The sequence below is a fragment of the Lactobacillus sp. RTP31084st1_F9_RTP31084_210423 genome, assembly GCF_040919545.1.
Lineage (GTDB): Bacteria > Bacillota > Bacilli > Lactobacillales > Lactobacillaceae > Lactobacillus > Lactobacillus paragasseri.
The window spans coordinates 12,731-29,617 of sequence record NZ_JBCOVH010000001.1 but is presented as its reverse complement, the minus strand read 5'-3'; the positions used below and the strand labels follow the sequence as shown (position 1 = coordinate 29,617).

The window sequence follows — 16,887 nt, the reverse complement described above, 5'->3', positions numbered from 1 at the left end:
TATCTCAATGGGTATTTAATTATGTGTTCTCATAATTTTATAACAAAAGAAAACTGGTACTAAAATCACATTAGCACCAGTTATTTTCACACTTTATTTGCGAATATCTAGCAAAAAGCCTGTCCGTTTACTATCATTTTCAAATTCAATGACATTTACTTTTTCTTTGTCCAAAGATTTTTGTGGCATGTCTTTATCATTTTCGACTAAAATTACTTGACCTTCTTCTTGATGAGAGGCTAGATAGCTCAGTAACCCAGTCTTCAAATGATCTGGTAATCGAGAATTTCCAACTTCATCTAAGCCAAGAAATGGCGTATCTATGATATCAAGCCATGAAGAATATACCGCATTTTCAAACATATATTCTCTAAATGCCAAATTAACAACAGTATTTAAAAATGCTCTATATCCTTTACCATGATTATCCGATTTTTGAATGCCATTGATTTCAATTTCAAAATTTTTGAGGTCAAATCTCACATTTTCTAAATCAGAGTAATCACATTTTTTTAGAATAGAGTGCACAATATGAGCAATTTCTGCAGCAAAATGTTCAGGAAAATGTTCTAATGGATGATACTCAGGATGCTTTTCTTTTTCATTGTCAATTTGATTTATTTCATCGGACCATTCTGAAATTAGTTCTTTATATATTTTTTCTTGATTCTTTAGCAGCAAATAATTCTGATACCTTTCTTGTTGTTCCCTTAAACTTTTCAGCTCCGGCTTCATTTCTTTCTGTAGCTTCTGACTCAAATGACTAAGGCGTTCCTCTTTATCACGTTGCTTTTGTTCAAGACTATGCTTTTTATTTTTTACATCTTTCGTAGATTGTTCCAAGCTTTCTAATTGTTCCATAATACGACTAAGTTCTGCCTGAGCTGCTTTAGTGTGGTTATGGTTTTCTTTCGAATTAATAGTTTGATTGCAAAAGGGGCATTTTCGTTTTCCTTGGATATGTTTTAATTGTTGTTCCCCATTCACAATAAAGCTTAGACGTTTAATATCACCAATATATTCTGAATGCAGATTTTTAAATCTAGCTATATATACTGTCATTTCTTCTATCTGTTGGCTAATCTTAGTTATATCTTGCTGAATGCTGTGGATATTATTGATACGTTCATATATTTGTTCATTTAACTTATCAATTTTGTCAACAATAACTTGAAGCTGATCTTCTACATCCTCGTATTTCTTATCAATAAGTTGAGAATGAATTTCTTTTATTTTTTTACTGGATTCCTGTAACTGCTTGGTAAGTTGCCCTTTAGTTGCTTCATCCTTTGCTTTTTTAGTTTTAGGATCCCTGATACCTTCAGGAATTTCTATTTCGTCCCCTGTAATCATAAAAATCAAAGAAGATAAGAAAGCTGTATATTGTGTTGCATATAAAGGCAGCATTATTGGATTGGCTCGTATTACGTCATTTTCATCCATATACCATAAAGGGGATATTCCTTTCCATGAAAGAATTTGGGTTTGGTAGTTAACATTTTTAGGAACTTGATGTCGCTCCTCTATTCCCATCATTTCTAATAAAACATCATTTAAGTTTTTACCTTTAGTATTACTATTAATCGAATAATATCCTGACGAAATATTTGAAATTGAACTATCAACCTGAACTTTTTTAGCACCTTTTTCCCTAGAGATATTAATATATCCTTCATCATTTTTAAAGTTTACTGTAACTTGTGTGTAGCCATATTCGTCTAAAAATGGAAATTTATTGTGCCTTTTACTATCGTTTTTATTTCCCCAGGACTTATTGAAAACATATAAAATACAGTGCACAATACTCGTTTTTCCTGTGTCGGACCCACCTTCAATAATATTAAGTCCCTCTTGAAATTGGACTTCAGAATCCCGCACTCCTGGTCCTGTTACTTTAACAGAGTTTATATGAAACCTATTGCTCATTATTCACACCTCCCCACATTTTTTGGCTTAACTTACCCTGAAATGTTTTTATTTCACGTATATTGGGCACTTTAATGTTTTTCAAGGCAGCATTATATTCCTTAAAATATAAATCTTCTTTAGGAAAATTATTAACAATTGATTTTCCATCAATGCTTAAAGAATAGAGAAACCCTTTTTTAGCAATTTCACGATAAGTAATTATGCCTTGTAAAACGCCTTTTTTAATAGAATTACTTATTTTTTGCCTACGTAGCCCATATTCTTGCAAGCCGAACTCATTATCACCATGCAAATTGTATTCTGAATTTCCAAAATACTTTCCGTAGGTAGCCTTAAAATCTACTATCGCAATCTGATCAACGTTTAGATCACTAAAATGACTTAATACCAATAGTACCCGTAAAGTTAGCTCCACAGAACTGTTAAAAATATTATTATCATTCATCAACGTCCACCCATGACTTGATGTACCCGTCATTTACTAAAACGTGACATAAGCCCTTTCTTTCAGCATTACCAATAATATCTAGTTTAACTAGTTGAGACCTATTTAATGAAGTACTAGTAATTTTCTTTAAGACCTCTATTAAACGTTTAAATCCATCCGGATAATCATCTAGATATGTTTTCCTTCATAGGCATCCTTCTTAAGAACATCATATTGCTCATCAACATCAGAAAAGATTTCTCTAACTCCACGGATTCTACTTTGTACACTGTTGTAATAATTTCGTTCATCATTAAAATCATTACGAAATCTTTTTTTAGGGCAAGAATCAATATTATCTGTGGTGATCGTCATATTGAGTCTGTCTGAGTAAGCCTGACATAATGCATTCAGATATTTAAATTCTTCATTTCTAATATTTTTGGGCGCAATGCTTTCAGGAAGTGGAACTGTAAGAGAGCTAATATGAAGTTTATTATCCTGTGCATCAAATGAAACATTACTTAATGGAACATTTTTAATAGATTCTAGCTTACGCTTAGGTTTACCAGTATTATCTACCTTAACAACATACAAAAAGATTGCCGCTAAAAATAAACTAATATTTGAGCTTTTAGATTTCTCTAGAAGCTCTTTTTTTATGCTCTCTGACAGATGAACATCACTTTTAATTTCATTTATCAACTCATCTTTTAGCTCATCTAAGCTATCCCCCATCATCAAAAGGTCAAGCACAGCAGAGTCAAAATAATCGTCAATTGTTGACAAAACTTTAGGATTATCAGTACCTGCAGAAATTTGTGTATCAGGGTTCCTCTTCCTATTAAGAAGTTCACTAGCTCTCCCAGAAGATACTTTATATTCTTCGCCTTTGTGTTGTCCCTTCGAGATCTTAAGTCCTAATGGTCCAGCAACCGAACCAAAAAGAGTATCCACTAAAACAGCCGTATTTTTGTGTCTCATATATTTCTTTAATGTAGCGATATAAGCAGCCAAATCCAAAACCACTATGCTCTCACCTCCTCCAAAATAGTTCCGAAAAATTTCCGAGAAATAGGTAACTCTTGGGAGTCGCCAAATTTAGAAAATCTATAGCATAGATGGTGTAGAAAGTTACATAGTTAACTATCACATTACATTTTAACATTTCACAAGAAAAAAATAGTTGATGTTTTCTTTCTACTTGATGGTCGCCATCCAGCTAATGGCTATTCCAGGTCATCACCAAATTAAATACTTTAGCTGCAACCAGCCACTGGAAGGTTTGCTGCAGTCCCGAAACGAATAAGTTTCGGACTGTTTTGCACACTACCAGTGGCTCTTTTTGTCCTTTGCCTTCGTTTCGGGAGACCGGAACGGAGGTTTTTATTAATGAAGACAAATAACAGTGAGTATGAATTAATCGGTGAGGAAGATGGCAAATTGATCGTGAGGGTAAAGCACATGGGAACCCAGGTAACTACAATCACCAAAGCTCAAGGAGATATTGTCTTTGACTTTAACCATGATCAATACAATTCAGATCATCGAAATGAGCGGCATCAAGATAAATTTTTTGCTACTTCATTAGAAGATCCAGACATTAATGCAATCGATACGTTAGCTGATAGGTATTCTATGGAAATCACGTCTGTTTATGGGAAAGATCATTTATTAGATATGTTAATTAAAAAAGAAGACAATCAACTCCGCCAACAATTAGCTAATCAATTACCAGATGCTTTAAAGACTTTAACTACCAAACAACGGTATGCTGTCCTGAGCTACTACTGTCTGAAACTCAGAAAAAGGCAAATCGCCAACAATATGGGTATCAGTAATGTAATGGCTGGTAGACATGTTAAAGCTGGCTTAGCAAAGCTGCACCAATTCTACGGGATCAAAAAGTAATTAAGAAAAAGTGAGCCAGAGACGGTTCACTTTTTTTCTTCTCCTGGCAAATAGATGTGAGGAATGACCCACACAGTTATTTGAAAGGAGATAAAAGATGACGAATAAAGTGTCAATTAAGCTTACCAACCATCCTCAAGATGGCATTGTTAGCATGCGTCGTATCACGATCCGTGAACGACTGTTGCGTTTACTGCTTGGTAAACCACATCACTTGATGATGATTGCACCTGGCAAGGATGTTCAACAGTTACAAATTAACGAAGTAAAGGAGGATTCCTATGAGCAAAATGAATGACCTTGATTTAAGACTCAAGGAGACTGAGAACCAGCTTGATCAAACCAAAGAAGCAATCCTGTCCCTTCATGAATTGCTATCAAGTAATCAGGATGCAGCCCCATGTGATGGACAACCAAAGCGCGATCCAGTTGAAGATAAAGTAACGGTTCGCAAGATGCTAGCAAAGAAGAGTGCCGAAGGCTACACCGCTCAAGTGAAAGTATTGCTTCATAAATTTGGTGCTGAAAAACTATCCGACGTAGACCCTAAGGATTACAAGGACCTTTACTATAGTGCGGAGGGCTTGGGACAATGAGTTCACCAAAGCACCATGCTTTACTATCGGCTTCCAGCGCCAATCGCTGGCTAAGCGCTCCACCGCTGCCACGTTTAGAACAATACTTCCCGCACTCCACTTCAAGTGCAGCCGCCGAAGGAACTGCTGCCCACGCCTTGGGTGAATACAAGATCCATCGATTGCTCGGTGATAAGTTCAAACGTCCTACTTCTGATTACCAATCCGATGAAATGGAAAGCCTAACTGACGATTATGCCAACTACGTTATGGAACAATACAGTAAAGCAAAGAAATATGCGCCTGACGCCACCATCCGCGTGGAACAGAAACTGGACTTCTCTAAATATGTCCCAGAAGGCTTCGGCACTGGTGACTGTGTGATTGTTTCCGATCACCTGCTCCATATCATCGACTTCAAATATGGTAAAGGTGTCCGTGTTGAAGCTAAGAACAACCCACAAATGAAACTCTATGCCATTGGTGCCCTGGAAATGTTCGGTAACTTGTACAACGTTGATGAGATCGAAACTACAATTTTTCAACCACGAATGGCTAACATTAGCACTTGGACAATTAATGCCAAGGAGCTCATGAGCTGGGCTAACACCAAGCTCAAACAAAAAGCCGAACTAGCTTTTGCTGGCAAAGGCACTGTTTGCTATGGCCCCTGGTGCCAATTCTCAGCTTGCAATGCTGTATTGCGTGCCCGATATGATTATCATCATAAGCTCACCCGCTTCCAGCTACGCTCACCCAACTTGCTCACTGATGCGGAAGTTATCGAAGTACTGGAGCACATCGATGATTTGAATCGCTGGGCTCACGAAGTTAAAGACTATGCTACCGACCTAGCCATTAACCACGGTAAGCAGTGGCCTGGCTACAAGATTGTCGAAGGACGGTCCGTTCGACATTACAAGGATGAAGCAGCTGTAGCAAAAATTGCTGAAGAACATGGCTACCATGATATTTACCAAAAGAAGCTATTACCGATTACAAAACTAGAAAAACAGGTCGGTAAGAAGAAATTCACCGAACTGTTTAGTCAAGAAATTGTTAAACCTGCGGGTAAGCCAACTCTGGTGCCAAATTCCGATCAACGTCAGAGTATTAGCAAATCTAACCCACAAGATGAATTTAAGGAGGAAAAATAATATGTCACAACAAACTAAGGTCGTTACCGGTATCAACACTCGTCTCTCTTATGCCAACATCTGGGAACCTAAGTCTATCAATGGTGGTAAGGAAAAGTATTCAGTTAGTCTAATCATCCCCAAGTCCGATCAAAAGACAGTCACTGCCATCGAAAAAGCTATCGATGCTGCCATCCAGGAAGGAATTGGAAAGTTTGGTGGTAAGAAGCCTAATAAGGCCACTCTCAAGCTACCTCTTCGAGATGGGGATGTGGAACGTGATGATGTTGCCTACCAAGATAGTTACTTTATCAATGCTAATTCGATCACGGCACCACAGATTGTGGACAAGCATGTCCAACCAATCCTTGATCGTGATGAAGTTTACAGTGGCTGCTATGCCCGAGTATCGATTAACTTCTATGCTTTTAACACCAACGGTAACCGTGGAATTGCCTGTGGCCTGGGTAACATCCAAAAGATCCGTGATGGAGAACCACTAGGTGGACATGCTAGTGCCAGCGATGACTTCACAGCGATTGATGATAGCAATGACGATGATTTCTTAGCTTAAACCAAAAGATGGGCAGTCGACTTTGACTACCCATTTTTTGTAGAAAGGATTTCTAATGAAACAGCTTTCGATTGATATTGAAACTTATTCCAGCACCAACCTAAATCAGACTGGCGTCTATCGATACGCTGATAGCGATGATTTTGAGCTTTTGCTCTTTGGTTATGCTACCGACTTTGGCCCCGTTAAGGTGGTGGACTTAACCCAGGGTGAAAAGATTCCACCACAGATTATTGAAGCCCTAGATAATCCCAACATTATTAAGAGTGCTTTTAATGCTCAATTTGAACGGGTCTGTCTGTCACGCTTTGTTGGTCACCGCTTAAAGCCAACTGGTTGGCATTGTTCTCGCGTTTGGTCTGCCACTCTCGGCTTGCCATTATCACTACGAGATGTTGGAAGCGTGTTAGGGTTACCACGGCAAAAGATCACTGCTGGTAAAGAGCTTGTGCGCTACTTCTGTACACCTTGCAAACCTACGAAGGCCAATCAAAATCGCACTCGTAACTTCCCCTACCATGCTCCTGATAAATGGCAACAGTTTAAGCAATACAATCAGCGTGACGTCGAGGTTGAAATGGAAATCACCCAGAAGCTCGAATGCTTCCCCGTCCCACAGAATGAATGGGAAAACTACTGGATGGACCAAGACATTAACGATCGCGGTATCCGGATTGACCAACAACTGGTTAACAATGCGATCAAATGTCAAAACGTCTTCCATGACCAGTACTTACAAACTGCTAAAGAATTAACAGGTCTAGCAAATCCTAACTCTCCATTACAGCTAAAAGACTGGCTCCAGCAGCAAGGTATTAAAACTAATTCACTATCCAAAGCATCAGTAGCACAGCTATTACAAACCACTACCGGCACGGTCCATCAAGTATTAGCTCTCCGCCAGTTGTTATCTAAATCAAGTGTCAAAAAGTATCAGGCTATGCAGAAAGCTATGTGCCAAGATGGTCGTGTCCATGGTCTTTTACAATTTTATGGTGCTAACCGGACAGGTCGGTGGGCTGGTCGCCTTGTACAAGTACAAAATCTTCCCCGTAATTCAATGCCAGACCTCGAAGAAGCTCGCGAATTAGTTAAGCAAGGCAACGTACCAGCACTTGCAATGCTTTATGATTCAGTGCCAGACGTCTTATCACAATTGATTCGCACTGCTTTTATCCCTAGCAAAAATCATCATTTCTACGTGGCTGACTTCTCAGCGGTTGAAGCACGGGTGATTGCTTGGCTATCTAATGAAAAATGGCGACAAGAATCCTTTGCCAAGAATGAAGATATCTATTGTGCATCCGCGAGTCAGATGTTTGGTGTCCCGGTCGTCAAACATGGCATCAATGGTGAACTCCGTCAAAAGGGTAAAATTGCCGAACTCGCCCTGGGCTATGGCGGTTCCATTGGTGCCCTCAAAGCCATGGGTGCCACTAAGCTTGGCTTAACTGATGATGAATTACCGCCACTGGTTCAAATGTGGCGTAATGCTAGTCCTCACATTGTGCAGTTTTGGTGGGACGTTGATAAAGCAGCTAAAGAATGCATTAAAACGCACCTCCCGCAAACTACCCACGGAATGAAATTTATTTATCGCAGTGGTTGCATGTTTCTTCGTTTACGATCGGGACGTTATCTTTGCTACCCCAAACCAAAGATCGGCACCAATCGCTTTGGTTCTGAATCGATTACCTTCATGGGAATCAACACCGTGAAAAAATGGGATCGAATTGAAACCTATGGGGCCAAGTTGGTAGAAAACATTGTCCAAGCAACTAGTCGTGACCTGCTAGCTGAAGCAATGCGGCGGTTAGAAGCTACTGAGAATACGGTGGTAATGCATATTCACGATGAAGCCGTAATTGACGCCCCTTCCAATCGGTCACTTGACACCATGGTTCAGCTCATGACCGAAGTTCCAGACTGGGCCAATGGCTTAATCCTCAACGCTGCTGGTTTTGTTAGCGACTTTTACAAAAAAGATTAATTTTAATGGTTTACTTTCTGCCCTCATCTGGCTTATTGGTGAGGGCTTTTTTAGTTCTCTAATTTAATGAAAGGATCTGAATCTATGTCAGAAGCAACCATAGCAATTACCAAGCTGCGCCAAGATAAACTGAATCCACACTACCGACCAATGATCTTTGTCATTGCGCCGTTTACAGAAGTAGTAAAGAGCGATGCCGAAAGTATCAGGACAGTGCGCTCCAACTGCCGTTTTGTCTATCAACATGGTGGCATCCCCGTTTGTCCACAGCTTTACCTACCTCAATTTATTAACCTGCACCATTCGCGAGAATTTCAAGTAGCCGCCTTTATTAACATTGTGCTACTAACTAAATGCGCCGAAGCCTGGTCATTTGGTAAGCCAACACATGATATGCGCTACTTCATCCGCTTAGCCAAACGTAAAAATAAAAATATCCGCTACTTTAATAACGAAATGGAGGCCAACTAAAGATGCATTTTACTTTATCGACGGCAGTTAATTCCGGTCAGGCTAGCAACACTATCTATCCTCATCAACGAACTATCACTAACGCACAGGAATTAGAACAGGCTGTCCACTATGACCATGTCTGTGGTCAATTTAAAAATAACCAACGCACCATTGCCAACTTCATTAAAGCCGACTGCCTAATTATGGATTGTGATAATGATCATTCTGATGATCCGACTACTTGGATCAAGCCCGCAAACATTGCTAACTATTTCGATGATGTTTCCTACGCCATTACCTTGTCACGCAACAACATGAAAGCCAAGCATCATAAAGTACCCCGGCCTAAGTTTCATGTCTACTTTCCGATTACTGAGATTACGGATGCTAAAACCTATGCTGAACTAAAACACGAAATTCAAGAATACTTTCCCTATTTTGATGATAATGCGCTTGATGCGGCCCGTTTTGTCTTTGGTGTGCCTAGTACTAAAGCCATCTGGCATGAAGGATCACAAACCGTAGACAAATTTATGATGGTGCAACGTTACTTTGCTCAGCAAAACATCGGATCAATCCATGAAGGCAAACGTAATGCTACCCTTTCGCATTTTGCCGGTCGCATCATTATGCGTCTTGGCAATACTGCTGAAGCTCGTCAGGCATTTCAGGAAGAAGCTGCTAAATGTGATCCACCACTAAGCAAGCAGGAATTAAAAAACATCTGGCATAGTGCCACCAAATTTGGTCAACGCATGGCTAATCAAAAAGATTATATTCCGCCCGAAAAATACAATCAGCCCAATGATGACTTACAGCCAGCTGACTACTCGGACACTGGGGAATCTTATGTCTTTGTAAACAACTGTAAAGAGCGGGTCTGCTACACCAATCAATCAGGTTTTATGTGGTTCGACGGTAAGGTCTGGCAAGAATCGGAACCTTTAGCTCTCGGCGAAGTCCAACGTTTTACCGATAAACAATTAACTGATGCTCAGCTTCGTGTCACTAATAGTTATAAGAAGATTCAGCAAAATGGTGTGACATCCGCTTTGCAAGCAATGGGTAAAACTAAAGCTAGTCGGACTTTTAACGATGAACAACAGGCAGCGTTCAAGAATTACGAAAATGCTAAAGCTTACGAAGCCTTCATTCTCAAGGAACGCAGCACCCGTGGTATTAACGGGATCTTAACTAATTCTCGACCAAAGCTCGTCAAAGAGATTAATGATTTTGATGCTGATCCGTTTTTGTTGAACACGCCCAACGGAGCTTTCAATTTAAAGAAAGGGATGCACGGTCAACAGGAAATTCAAGCTGATGAATTAATCACTAAATCCACATCCTGTGTTCCTGGTAATCAAGGAGCTTCACTCTGGCAAGAAGCACTCACTACATTCTTTTGTGGTGACCAAGCGTTGATTAATTACGTCCAAGAAATTGTGGGACTGGTGGCGATCGGTCAGGTGTACCTGGAAGCTCTGATTATTGCTTACGGCAGCGGGAGGAATGGTAAGTCAACCTTCTGGAACACCATTGCTAATGTACTCGGCACTTATACCGGTCACCTCTCAGCTGATGCCTTGACCACTGGTGTCCGGCGAAACGTCAAACCAGAGATGGCCGAAGTCAAAGGCAAGCGGCTAATCATCTCCGCTGAACTAGAAGAAGGTAAGCGACTGAACACTTCCATCGTCAAGCAACTCTGTTCAACAGATGAAATCTATGCCGAAAAGAAATACATGAAGCCCTTTTCCTTTACGCCCAGTCACACCATCGTGCTGTATACCAACTACCCTGCCCCACGTAGGTGGCAACGATGAAGGAATCTGGCGGCGATTAATTGTGATTCCCTTTAAAGCCAAGATTGCCAAACGCAATGATATTAAGAATTACGCCCAGCGCCTAACTGAAAAGGCTGGTCCGGCTGTCCTGCAGTGGATCATTGAAGGCGCACAGCGAACCATTCAGCAAAATTACCGATTAACTACTCCGGCGGCAGTCGAAAAAGCGGTCAATGCTTACCATGCTGACAATGATTGGCTCGGACATTTTCTTAATGAGAATTGTGAACTTGACCCCAGTTATGAGCAAAAGTCCGGTGACCTCTATCAAAAGTACCGTGAATACTGCCAAGGTATCGGTGAATATATCCGCAGCACAACTGACTTTTACACGGCCCTCAAAAATGCTGGCTTTCAACGTCAACACAAACAAAACGGTCGTTTCATCAAGGGACTGCGATTAAAAGTTGAGGCTGATGAATTCCTCAGTTGACTGTCATCGACTGTCACACTTTAAAACTCTAAAAGCTTGATACATCAGTGTTTACCAACCCTAATGACAGTCGTGACACTCTTTTACATTACTTGTATATAGGAATAAAAATAGAAAAAAAGAGTATAGAGAAGAGTAGTAAAACAACTGTCACGACCGTCATTAACCCTGACGAATCACCGATATATCAACGTTTAGGAAGGATTTTACAAATGTTAGAAAAACAAATCGAAACTGCTTTTGTCAAAGCTACCCACCAACGTGGAGGTCTTTGCCTAAAGTTCATCTCGCCATCTATGGCCGGAGTACCTGATCGATTGGTCCTCCTGCCTGATGGTCACATGGGCTTTGTAGAGATGAAAGCTCCTGGTAAACGCCCCCGACCACTCCAAGTGCAAAGGCTAAGCCAATTAAAACAACTTGGCTACCAGGTCTTTGTTTGTGACCAATTTGGACAGATTGGAGGAATGCTAGATGCAATACAAACCGCATGAATATCAACAATATGCAACTCGGTTTATTTTGGACCATCCCGTAGCAGCCATCTTGCTTGATATGGGACTAGGTAAAAGCGTCATTACCCTAACTGCTATTAAACAACTTATTCAGCAGGGGAAAGTTCAACGGGTATTAGTTGTCGCTCCACTGCGCGTGGCTAAACAAACCTGGCCAGAAGAAATTGAAAAATGGGACCACTTAAAAGGCCTTAACTATTCAGTCGTCACTGGTTCTAAGCTTCAAAGGATCAAAGCACTGCAGCAAGATGTCGACATTTATATCATTAATCGGGAAAACTTGAAATGGCTAATTGAATCCTCTGGTAATTCCTTTGACTACGACATGTTGGTGATCGATGAACTCTCTAGTTTTAAGTCTTACCGCTCACAACGCTTCAAAGCCCTCAAACGAGTGCGACCACTGATTAAGCGCGTGGTTGGCTTAACAGGCACACCGTCGTCTAATGGCTTGATGGATTTGTGGGCAGAGTTCCGCGTACTAGACATGGGCCAACGACTCGGCCGTTTCATCTCATCTTACCGAATGAACTACTTTGACCCTGACAAGCGAAACATGTATCAAGTGTTTACCTACAAACCTAAGCCCGGTGCTGAACAAAGTATCTACCGCGCCATTGATGACATCACCATTTCTATGAAGTCTAAGGATTACTTGAGTCTGCCACCGTTAACTATGAACACCGTTCCGGTAAAAATGAGTAATAGTGAGCAGGCAATCTATGATGAGCTTAATGCCCAGCTAGTAGTTTCAGCCCAGGGTAAACAAATCGATGCCCTCAACGCAGCCAGTCTATCGAATAAACTTTGCCAGATGGCAAATGGTTGTGTCTACGACGACCAGCAGCAGATTATTCAAATTCACCAGCGAAAACTTGATGCCCTTGAAGATTTGGTTGAAGCTGCTAATGGTAAACCTGTCTTGGTAGCTTACTGGTTCAAACATGATCTAATCCAGATTAAAAGTCGTTTCAAGGTTCGTGAGATCAAAACACCCCGTGACATTCAGGACTGGAATGCCGGTAAGATTCCTTTAGCTTTGATCCATCCCGCTTCTGCTGGTCATGGTCTTAACCTGCAGGCTGGTGGTGCTACCTTAATCTGGTATGGATTAACTTGGAGTCTGGAACTCTACCAGCAAACTAACGCTCGGCTCTGGCGGCAAGGGCAACGTCAACCAGTAGTTATCCACCACATCATCACTGAAGGCACCATTGACGAAAACATTCTGGCGGCCCTGAAACGCAAAGACAAAACCCAGTTAGCTTTAATTAACGCAGTGAAAGCCAACCTGAAAGGAAGTGTTATGGCATGAGTATCATGTGGAACTACTTAGACAAACGGCGAGCGACCGTCGCAGCCTTGAAAGATTACGATGGTATGAAGTTCATCATTGACTCTTACCAAGACGACCTGAAGCTAGCCAAGGAACAAATGATTGGTGTCAGTTCGCCACGCTACGGTTTCGTACCTGGCAGCAGTAAAAAAGATAACCCAACTGAGCATCGCCTGCTGCATGGCATCGATGAGACAACCAAGCTGAATGAACGCTACCAACAAGCCCAACTTTACTTCAAGTGGTTCGAGCCAGCCTGGCAAGAGTTATCTGAAGACGAGCGCTTTGTTTTAGATGTCTGCTATCGCACTCCAAACCAGTCAATGAACGAGGGACTAACCATCGTGATGGACAAGTACTTCATTGCGAAAACCACTGCTTACAATCGAAAGAACAAAGCACTCGATCACCTCACGCTCTTACTTTATGGATCCCATCATTAGAAAGGTAAAACGCAGAACAAACAATCGGCTTATCTATGTTACGATGGTAGTGTAGAAAATTAGGATAAAGGCATTTGCTTTATAACATTGAAGCCTAGCGGTGCAAAACTGCTGGGCTTTTCTTATACCCTCAGAAAGGAGGAGTGTCATGCCCTACTCACCCAAGAAACCCTGTCGTTACCCTGGCTGCCCGCGACTAACCCACAACACTTATTGTGACGTCCATGCTAAGCAAGTCAGTTCTCACTACAATCGTTACCAACGACCAAAACGTAGTCGTCCGCGCTATCATCGTGGCTGGCCAAAGATCCGTCAACGCTACTTGCTCCACCATCCCTTCTGTGAGATGTGCCTGAGCCAAGGAAGGTATACCCAAGCCACCGAGGTCCATCACGTTCTGCCTCTGGAACACGGCGGCACCAACGAGTTCAAGAACCTGATGGCATTATGTAAGCCATGCCACTCCCGCATCACCGCCCAGATGGATGATCGCTGGCATAAAAAGCCACGTCGATATCATTACTAAACCACGGAGGGGGCCATCAAATCCTAAAAAATTTTTCGCGCGGGAGCGGGCCTGGGCCTTCGTGTACAAAAAATCGAAATCAAACGGGGTATTAACCCCTGCCGGAAGGAGGGAGAGATTTGGCTAAAGATGGTACGAATCGTGGCGGATTCCGGGTCGGCGCTGGGCGAAAATCTAAATCACTGCACGATAAGCTCGAAGCTGGTCAAAAAGCAACTGTTATCGATTTGCCTGAACCAGCTAATCTGGAAGGACACGTGATGCCGCCAGTCAAGAAATACCTCAAGGCCAAACAGAAGAATGGTTTAGAATTTGACGCCGCTGATATTTTTAAAGAAACCTGGGAATGGTTGGTCGAACGTGGTTGTGAAAAGCTAGTTAACACTCAGCTGATTGAACAATATGCCGTTAGCGTTAGCCGGTGGATCCAGTGCGAAGAATGTATCTCTAAGTTTGGTTTTCTCGCTCGCCACCCTACCACTGGTAATGCAATTGCTTCACCATATGTTTCCATGAGTCGTGACTACATGAAGCAATCGAGCCAATTATGGTTTCAGATTTTTCAAGTGGTTAAAGAAAACAATGCCACGACTTATCAAGGATCAACACCACAAGATGATGTCATGGAACGACTCTTAAGAAGTCGGAAAGGAATGAACTAATGAAATTTGTTAAGAAGAAAATAACGGACCTCATCCCCGCGGATTACAATCCACGAAAAGACTTAAAGCCAGGTGATCCTGACTACGAAAAGCTAAAACACTCAATGAAAGAATTCGGCTACGTTGATCCAATCATCTGGAACCAGCAAACTGGTCGCGTGGTTGGCGGACACCAGCGGTTAAAGATTCTCCAGGATGAAGGGATCAAAGAAGCCGAGTGTGTTGTCGTTAATTTAAATGAAGACAAAGAAAAAGCTCTCAACGTTGCCCTCAATAAAATCAGCGGTGATTGGGATAAAGACAAGTTGGCCTTGCTAATGACTGACTTACAAGCCAGCGACTTGGATGTTTCCTTAACTGGCTTTGACGAGAATGAGATCTCAGACCTTCTTAGCACCGCTGACGATACGCATGATGATGATTTTGACGTTGATAGCGAATTGGATAAACCGACCTTTTCAAAGCCTGGTGACTTATGGCACTTAGGTAAACACACTTTATTATGTGGTGACGCTACTAAAACAGAAAGCTACCAGAAATTACTGGGTGATCATAAGGTCAACCTAGTATTAACCGATCCTCCATACAATGTCGATTACTCTAGCAAAGCTGGCAAGATCAAGAATGATCATCAAGCCGATGACAAGTTCTACCAGTTTCTGCTTGCTGCTTTTCAAAATATGAATCAAGCAATAGCTAACGATGCCAGCATCTATGTATTTCACGCCGATACGGAAGGCCTTAACTTCCGCCGTGCTTTCCAAGATGCTGGTTTTTATTTATCCGGTTGCTGTATCTGGAAGAAGCAATCATTAGTACTTGGTCGCTCTCCCTATCAGTGGCAACATGAACCCGTACTCTATGGATGGAAGAAAGATGGCAAACACGAATGGTACACCGGGCGAAAGGAATCCACCATCTGGGAATTTGATCGCCCAAAGCAGAGTAAGGAACACCCAACGATGAAACCAATCCCACTACTAGCCTATCCAATCATGAATTCCACCATGTCCAACTGTACCGTTCTCGATCCATTCGGTGGTTCCGGTTCAACTCTGATTGCATGCGAGCAAACTAATCGGATTTGTTACATGATGGAACTCGATCCTAAATATTGCGATGTGATTGTGCAACGTTATATTGAACAGGTTGGTTCAAGCAAAAACGTTAGTGTGGAAAGAAATGGTAAAACTATTCTTTACAGCAAAGTAAAGAAGCCGGCTTAAATCGTCGAAGTTCCTTGCTATCTGTACCCTTTAGAGTGATGTATACAGTGATCAAACAAGGAGGTACAGAAGATGGAAATTAAATTTAATGTACACGGCCAGCAACGAAAAGAATTGGTGACGAAGCTGGCTGACTATACTCATCGAAAGGCCGAATATCAATACACACCTACCTACGCTTATCAGATTGGCAAGTACACTGTTAACAAAGATGGAGTCCTAACATCCCCGGATGAGATCCCGGCCAATTTACTCGATTATCTTGAACAGCAAGGCTTCCACCCTACTGAAATAATCAAGTTGAACCTAGCCTACCAGCGAGATAAGTTTACAGATCAGGCTCTTGATAACCTGCGCCACCTAACCTGGGCTAAGGGGCAGTTAATTAAGGATGCTTGCCAGCTGGAAGCCCTCCCCTTAAACGTCGATGAAAAACAGGTATCCTTCGATTGGTTTAAAGAAGTGAAACTTGACGATGCTTTGGCTTATCAACAATTTGTCGACAAGCTGGTCCAATATGCCATCAGCCACCAGCGAATCATGTCAGAACCACACGAAGAGAGTAATGAAAAATATGCTTTCCGCTGTTTCCTGCTACGCCTAGGATTTATCGGTCCCAAGTTTAAAGACCAACGGAAAGTATTGTTACGCAACTTAACTGGATCAGCTGCTTTTAAGAACCAGGGGGACTAATCATGAATCGAATTAAGGACGAATTAGCTAAACGTAACCGAATCCGCCAGCAGGTCTTAAAAATCCGCAACACTGGTGAAGCCAATATGTTTGATGTGGAAAATTTCAAAAGACTGGCATACTACTATAACTGCCATGACTTAATCGATTACTTGAATACTGACCGCGCCGGATACGTAAATTTGATATTAACTGGCAAGTTTAATTAATCATC

The 16,887-nt window shown here is 41.6% G+C and carries 21 protein-coding genes; 17 read left to right on the top strand and 4 right to left on the bottom strand.

Features of this window, described 5'->3' with window-relative positions; translation table 11 throughout:
• Positions 1-93: 93 nt before the first annotated feature.
• Genes AB5359_RS00180 through AB5359_RS00165 form a run of 4 tightly spaced genes read right to left on the bottom strand, consistent with a single transcriptional unit; the run spans position 94 to position 3,385 of the window.
• Positions 94-1,926, bottom strand: coding sequence for an AAA family ATPase (locus AB5359_RS00180; RefSeq protein ID WP_368279914.1), 1,833 nt, complete (start codon positions 1,924-1,926; stop codon positions 94-96).
• Positions 1,916-2,374 carry an ABC-three component system middle component 2 gene (locus AB5359_RS00175; protein ID WP_186462272.1) on the bottom strand — a complete coding sequence of 153 codons (459 nt, stop codon included), beginning with the start codon at positions 2,372-2,374 and terminating at the stop codon, positions 1,916-1,918. The genes AB5359_RS00180 and AB5359_RS00175 overlap by 11 nt, the downstream gene beginning before the upstream one ends.
• Positions 2,367-2,498, bottom strand: coding sequence for an ABC-three component system protein (locus tag AB5359_RS00170; protein WP_368279986.1), 132 nt, complete (start codon positions 2,496-2,498; stop codon positions 2,367-2,369). The genes AB5359_RS00175 and AB5359_RS00170 overlap by 8 nt, the downstream gene beginning before the upstream one ends.
• 47 nt (positions 2,499-2,545) lie before the next feature.
• Positions 2,546-3,385 carry an ABC-three component system protein gene (locus AB5359_RS00165; RefSeq protein WP_368279912.1) on the bottom strand — a complete coding sequence of 280 codons (840 nt, stop codon included), beginning with the start codon at positions 3,383-3,385 and terminating at the stop codon, positions 2,546-2,548.
• A 363-nt stretch (positions 3,386-3,748) separates the two neighbouring features.
• Between AB5359_RS00165 and AB5359_RS00160 the strand changes: the two genes are divergently transcribed.
• From AB5359_RS00160 to AB5359_RS00080, 17 genes are all read left to right on the top strand, one after another.
• Positions 3,749-4,267: a sigma-70 family RNA polymerase sigma factor gene (locus AB5359_RS00160; RefSeq protein ID WP_186462270.1), complete on the top strand. Its 519-nt coding sequence runs from the start codon at positions 3,749-3,751 to the stop codon at positions 4,265-4,267.
• Positions 4,268-4,364: 97 nt separating this feature from the next.
• Positions 4,365-4,565: a hypothetical protein gene (locus AB5359_RS00155; RefSeq protein ID WP_186462269.1), complete on the top strand. Its 201-nt coding sequence runs from the start codon at positions 4,365-4,367 to the stop codon at positions 4,563-4,565.
• Entirely contained in the window at positions 4,549-4,863 is a 315-nt protein-coding gene (locus tag AB5359_RS00150; RefSeq protein ID WP_186462268.1) for a hypothetical protein, read from the top strand. The genes AB5359_RS00155 and AB5359_RS00150 overlap by 17 nt, the downstream gene beginning before the upstream one ends.
• Complete coding sequence (locus AB5359_RS00145; RefSeq protein WP_186462267.1) at positions 4,860-5,999, top strand: DUF2800 domain-containing protein; 1,140 nt, start codon at positions 4,860-4,862, stop codon at positions 5,997-5,999. Before AB5359_RS00150 ends, AB5359_RS00145 begins: the two co-directional genes overlap by 4 nt.
• Complete coding sequence (locus AB5359_RS00140; protein WP_102280730.1) at positions 5,977-6,552, top strand: DUF2815 family protein; 576 nt, start codon at positions 5,977-5,979, stop codon at positions 6,550-6,552. The genes AB5359_RS00145 and AB5359_RS00140 overlap by 23 nt, the downstream gene beginning before the upstream one ends.
• Positions 6,553-6,607: 55 nt before the next feature.
• Positions 6,608-8,542 (top strand): DNA polymerase, encoded by a 1,935-nt coding sequence (locus AB5359_RS00135; protein WP_095182554.1) that lies wholly within the window; start codon positions 6,608-6,610, stop codon positions 8,540-8,542.
• Positions 8,543-8,626: 84 nt separating this feature from the next.
• A complete protein-coding gene (locus AB5359_RS00130) occupies positions 8,627-9,013 on the top strand; it encodes a hypothetical protein (RefSeq protein WP_225356887.1) in 387 nt (128 codons plus the stop codon).
• A gap of 2 nt (positions 9,014-9,015) precedes the next feature.
• Positions 9,016-10,818, top strand: coding sequence for a phage/plasmid primase, P4 family (locus AB5359_RS00125; RefSeq protein WP_368279911.1), 1,803 nt, complete (start codon positions 9,016-9,018; stop codon positions 10,816-10,818).
• A gap of 22 nt (positions 10,819-10,840) precedes the next feature.
• A complete protein-coding gene (locus AB5359_RS00120; RefSeq protein WP_368279910.1) occupies positions 10,841-11,272 on the top strand; it encodes a primase-like DNA-binding domain-containing protein in 432 nt (143 codons plus the stop codon).
• A gap of 212 nt (positions 11,273-11,484) precedes the next feature.
• Positions 11,485-11,766 carry a VRR-NUC domain-containing protein gene (locus AB5359_RS00115; RefSeq protein ID WP_035160419.1) on the top strand — a complete coding sequence of 94 codons (282 nt, stop codon included), beginning with the start codon at positions 11,485-11,487 and terminating at the stop codon, positions 11,764-11,766.
• A complete protein-coding gene (locus AB5359_RS00110) occupies positions 11,747-13,102 on the top strand; it encodes a DEAD/DEAH box helicase (protein WP_013923822.1) in 1,356 nt (451 codons plus the stop codon). The genes AB5359_RS00115 and AB5359_RS00110 overlap by 20 nt, the downstream gene beginning before the upstream one ends.
• The gene (locus tag AB5359_RS00105) at positions 13,099-13,566 is read left to right on the top strand and encodes a hypothetical protein (RefSeq protein ID WP_003671979.1); all 468 of its coding nucleotides are present in this window, start codon (positions 13,099-13,101) and stop codon (positions 13,564-13,566) included. The genes AB5359_RS00110 and AB5359_RS00105 overlap by 4 nt, the downstream gene beginning before the upstream one ends.
• Before the next feature lie 148 nt (positions 13,567-13,714).
• On the top strand, positions 13,715-14,092 hold the full coding sequence (locus tag AB5359_RS00100) for an HNH endonuclease (protein ID WP_003671980.1): 378 nt from the start codon (positions 13,715-13,717) through the stop codon (positions 14,090-14,092).
• A gap of 119 nt (positions 14,093-14,211) precedes the next feature.
• Entirely contained in the window at positions 14,212-14,754 is a 543-nt protein-coding gene (locus AB5359_RS00095) for a P27 family phage terminase small subunit (RefSeq protein WP_007124180.1), read from the top strand.
• Positions 14,754-15,980 carry a site-specific DNA-methyltransferase gene (locus AB5359_RS00090; protein ID WP_007124179.1) on the top strand — a complete coding sequence of 409 codons (1,227 nt, stop codon included), beginning with the start codon at positions 14,754-14,756 and terminating at the stop codon, positions 15,978-15,980. Before AB5359_RS00095 ends, AB5359_RS00090 begins: the two co-directional genes overlap by 1 nt.
• Positions 15,981-16,052: 72 nt before the next feature.
• The gene (locus AB5359_RS00085) at positions 16,053-16,673 is read left to right on the top strand and encodes a hypothetical protein (RefSeq protein WP_007124178.1); all 621 of its coding nucleotides are present in this window, start codon (positions 16,053-16,055) and stop codon (positions 16,671-16,673) included.
• Positions 16,674-16,675: 2 nt separating this feature from the next.
• Positions 16,676-16,882: a DUF5049 domain-containing protein gene (locus AB5359_RS00080; protein WP_368279909.1), complete on the top strand. Its 207-nt coding sequence runs from the start codon at positions 16,676-16,678 to the stop codon at positions 16,880-16,882.
• Positions 16,883-16,887 lie beyond the last annotated feature (5 nt).

Coding starts and splice junctions, on each gene's coding strand:
- AB5359_RS00130 (WP_225356887.1), top strand. CDS start 8,627: ATGTCAGAAGCAACCATAGCAATTACCAAGCTGCGCCAAGATAAACTG.
- AB5359_RS00100 (WP_003671980.1), top strand. CDS start 13,715: ATGCCCTACTCACCCAAGAAACCCTGTCGTTACCCTGGCTGCCCGCGA.
- AB5359_RS00145 (WP_186462267.1), top strand. CDS start 4,860: ATGAGTTCACCAAAGCACCATGCTTTACTATCGGCTTCCAGCGCCAAT.
- AB5359_RS00150 (WP_186462268.1), top strand. CDS start 4,549: ATGAGCAAAATGAATGACCTTGATTTAAGACTCAAGGAGACTGAGAAC.
- AB5359_RS00135 (WP_095182554.1), top strand. CDS start 6,608: ATGAAACAGCTTTCGATTGATATTGAAACTTATTCCAGCACCAACCTA.
- AB5359_RS00125 (WP_368279911.1), top strand. CDS start 9,016: ATGCATTTTACTTTATCGACGGCAGTTAATTCCGGTCAGGCTAGCAAC.
- AB5359_RS00155 (WP_186462269.1), top strand. CDS start 4,365: ATGACGAATAAAGTGTCAATTAAGCTTACCAACCATCCTCAAGATGGC.
- AB5359_RS00105 (WP_003671979.1), top strand. CDS start 13,099: ATGAGTATCATGTGGAACTACTTAGACAAACGGCGAGCGACCGTCGCA.
- AB5359_RS00160 (WP_186462270.1), top strand. CDS start 3,749: ATGAAGACAAATAACAGTGAGTATGAATTAATCGGTGAGGAAGATGGC.
- AB5359_RS00115 (WP_035160419.1), top strand. CDS start 11,485: ATGTTAGAAAAACAAATCGAAACTGCTTTTGTCAAAGCTACCCACCAA.
- AB5359_RS00110 (WP_013923822.1), top strand. CDS start 11,747: ATGCAATACAAACCGCATGAATATCAACAATATGCAACTCGGTTTATT.
- AB5359_RS00140 (WP_102280730.1), top strand. CDS start 5,977: ATGAATTTAAGGAGGAAAAATAATATGTCACAACAAACTAAGGTCGTT.
- AB5359_RS00180 (WP_368279914.1), bottom strand. CDS start 1,926: ATGAGCAATAGGTTTCATATAAACTCTGTTAAAGTAACAGGACCAGGA.
- AB5359_RS00175 (WP_186462272.1), bottom strand. CDS start 2,374: ATGAATGATAATAATATTTTTAACAGTTCTGTGGAGCTAACTTTACGG.
- AB5359_RS00080 (WP_368279909.1), top strand. CDS start 16,676: ATGAATCGAATTAAGGACGAATTAGCTAAACGTAACCGAATCCGCCAG.
- AB5359_RS00085 (WP_007124178.1), top strand. CDS start 16,053: ATGGAAATTAAATTTAATGTACACGGCCAGCAACGAAAAGAATTGGTG.
- AB5359_RS00090 (WP_007124179.1), top strand. CDS start 14,754: ATGAAATTTGTTAAGAAGAAAATAACGGACCTCATCCCCGCGGATTAC.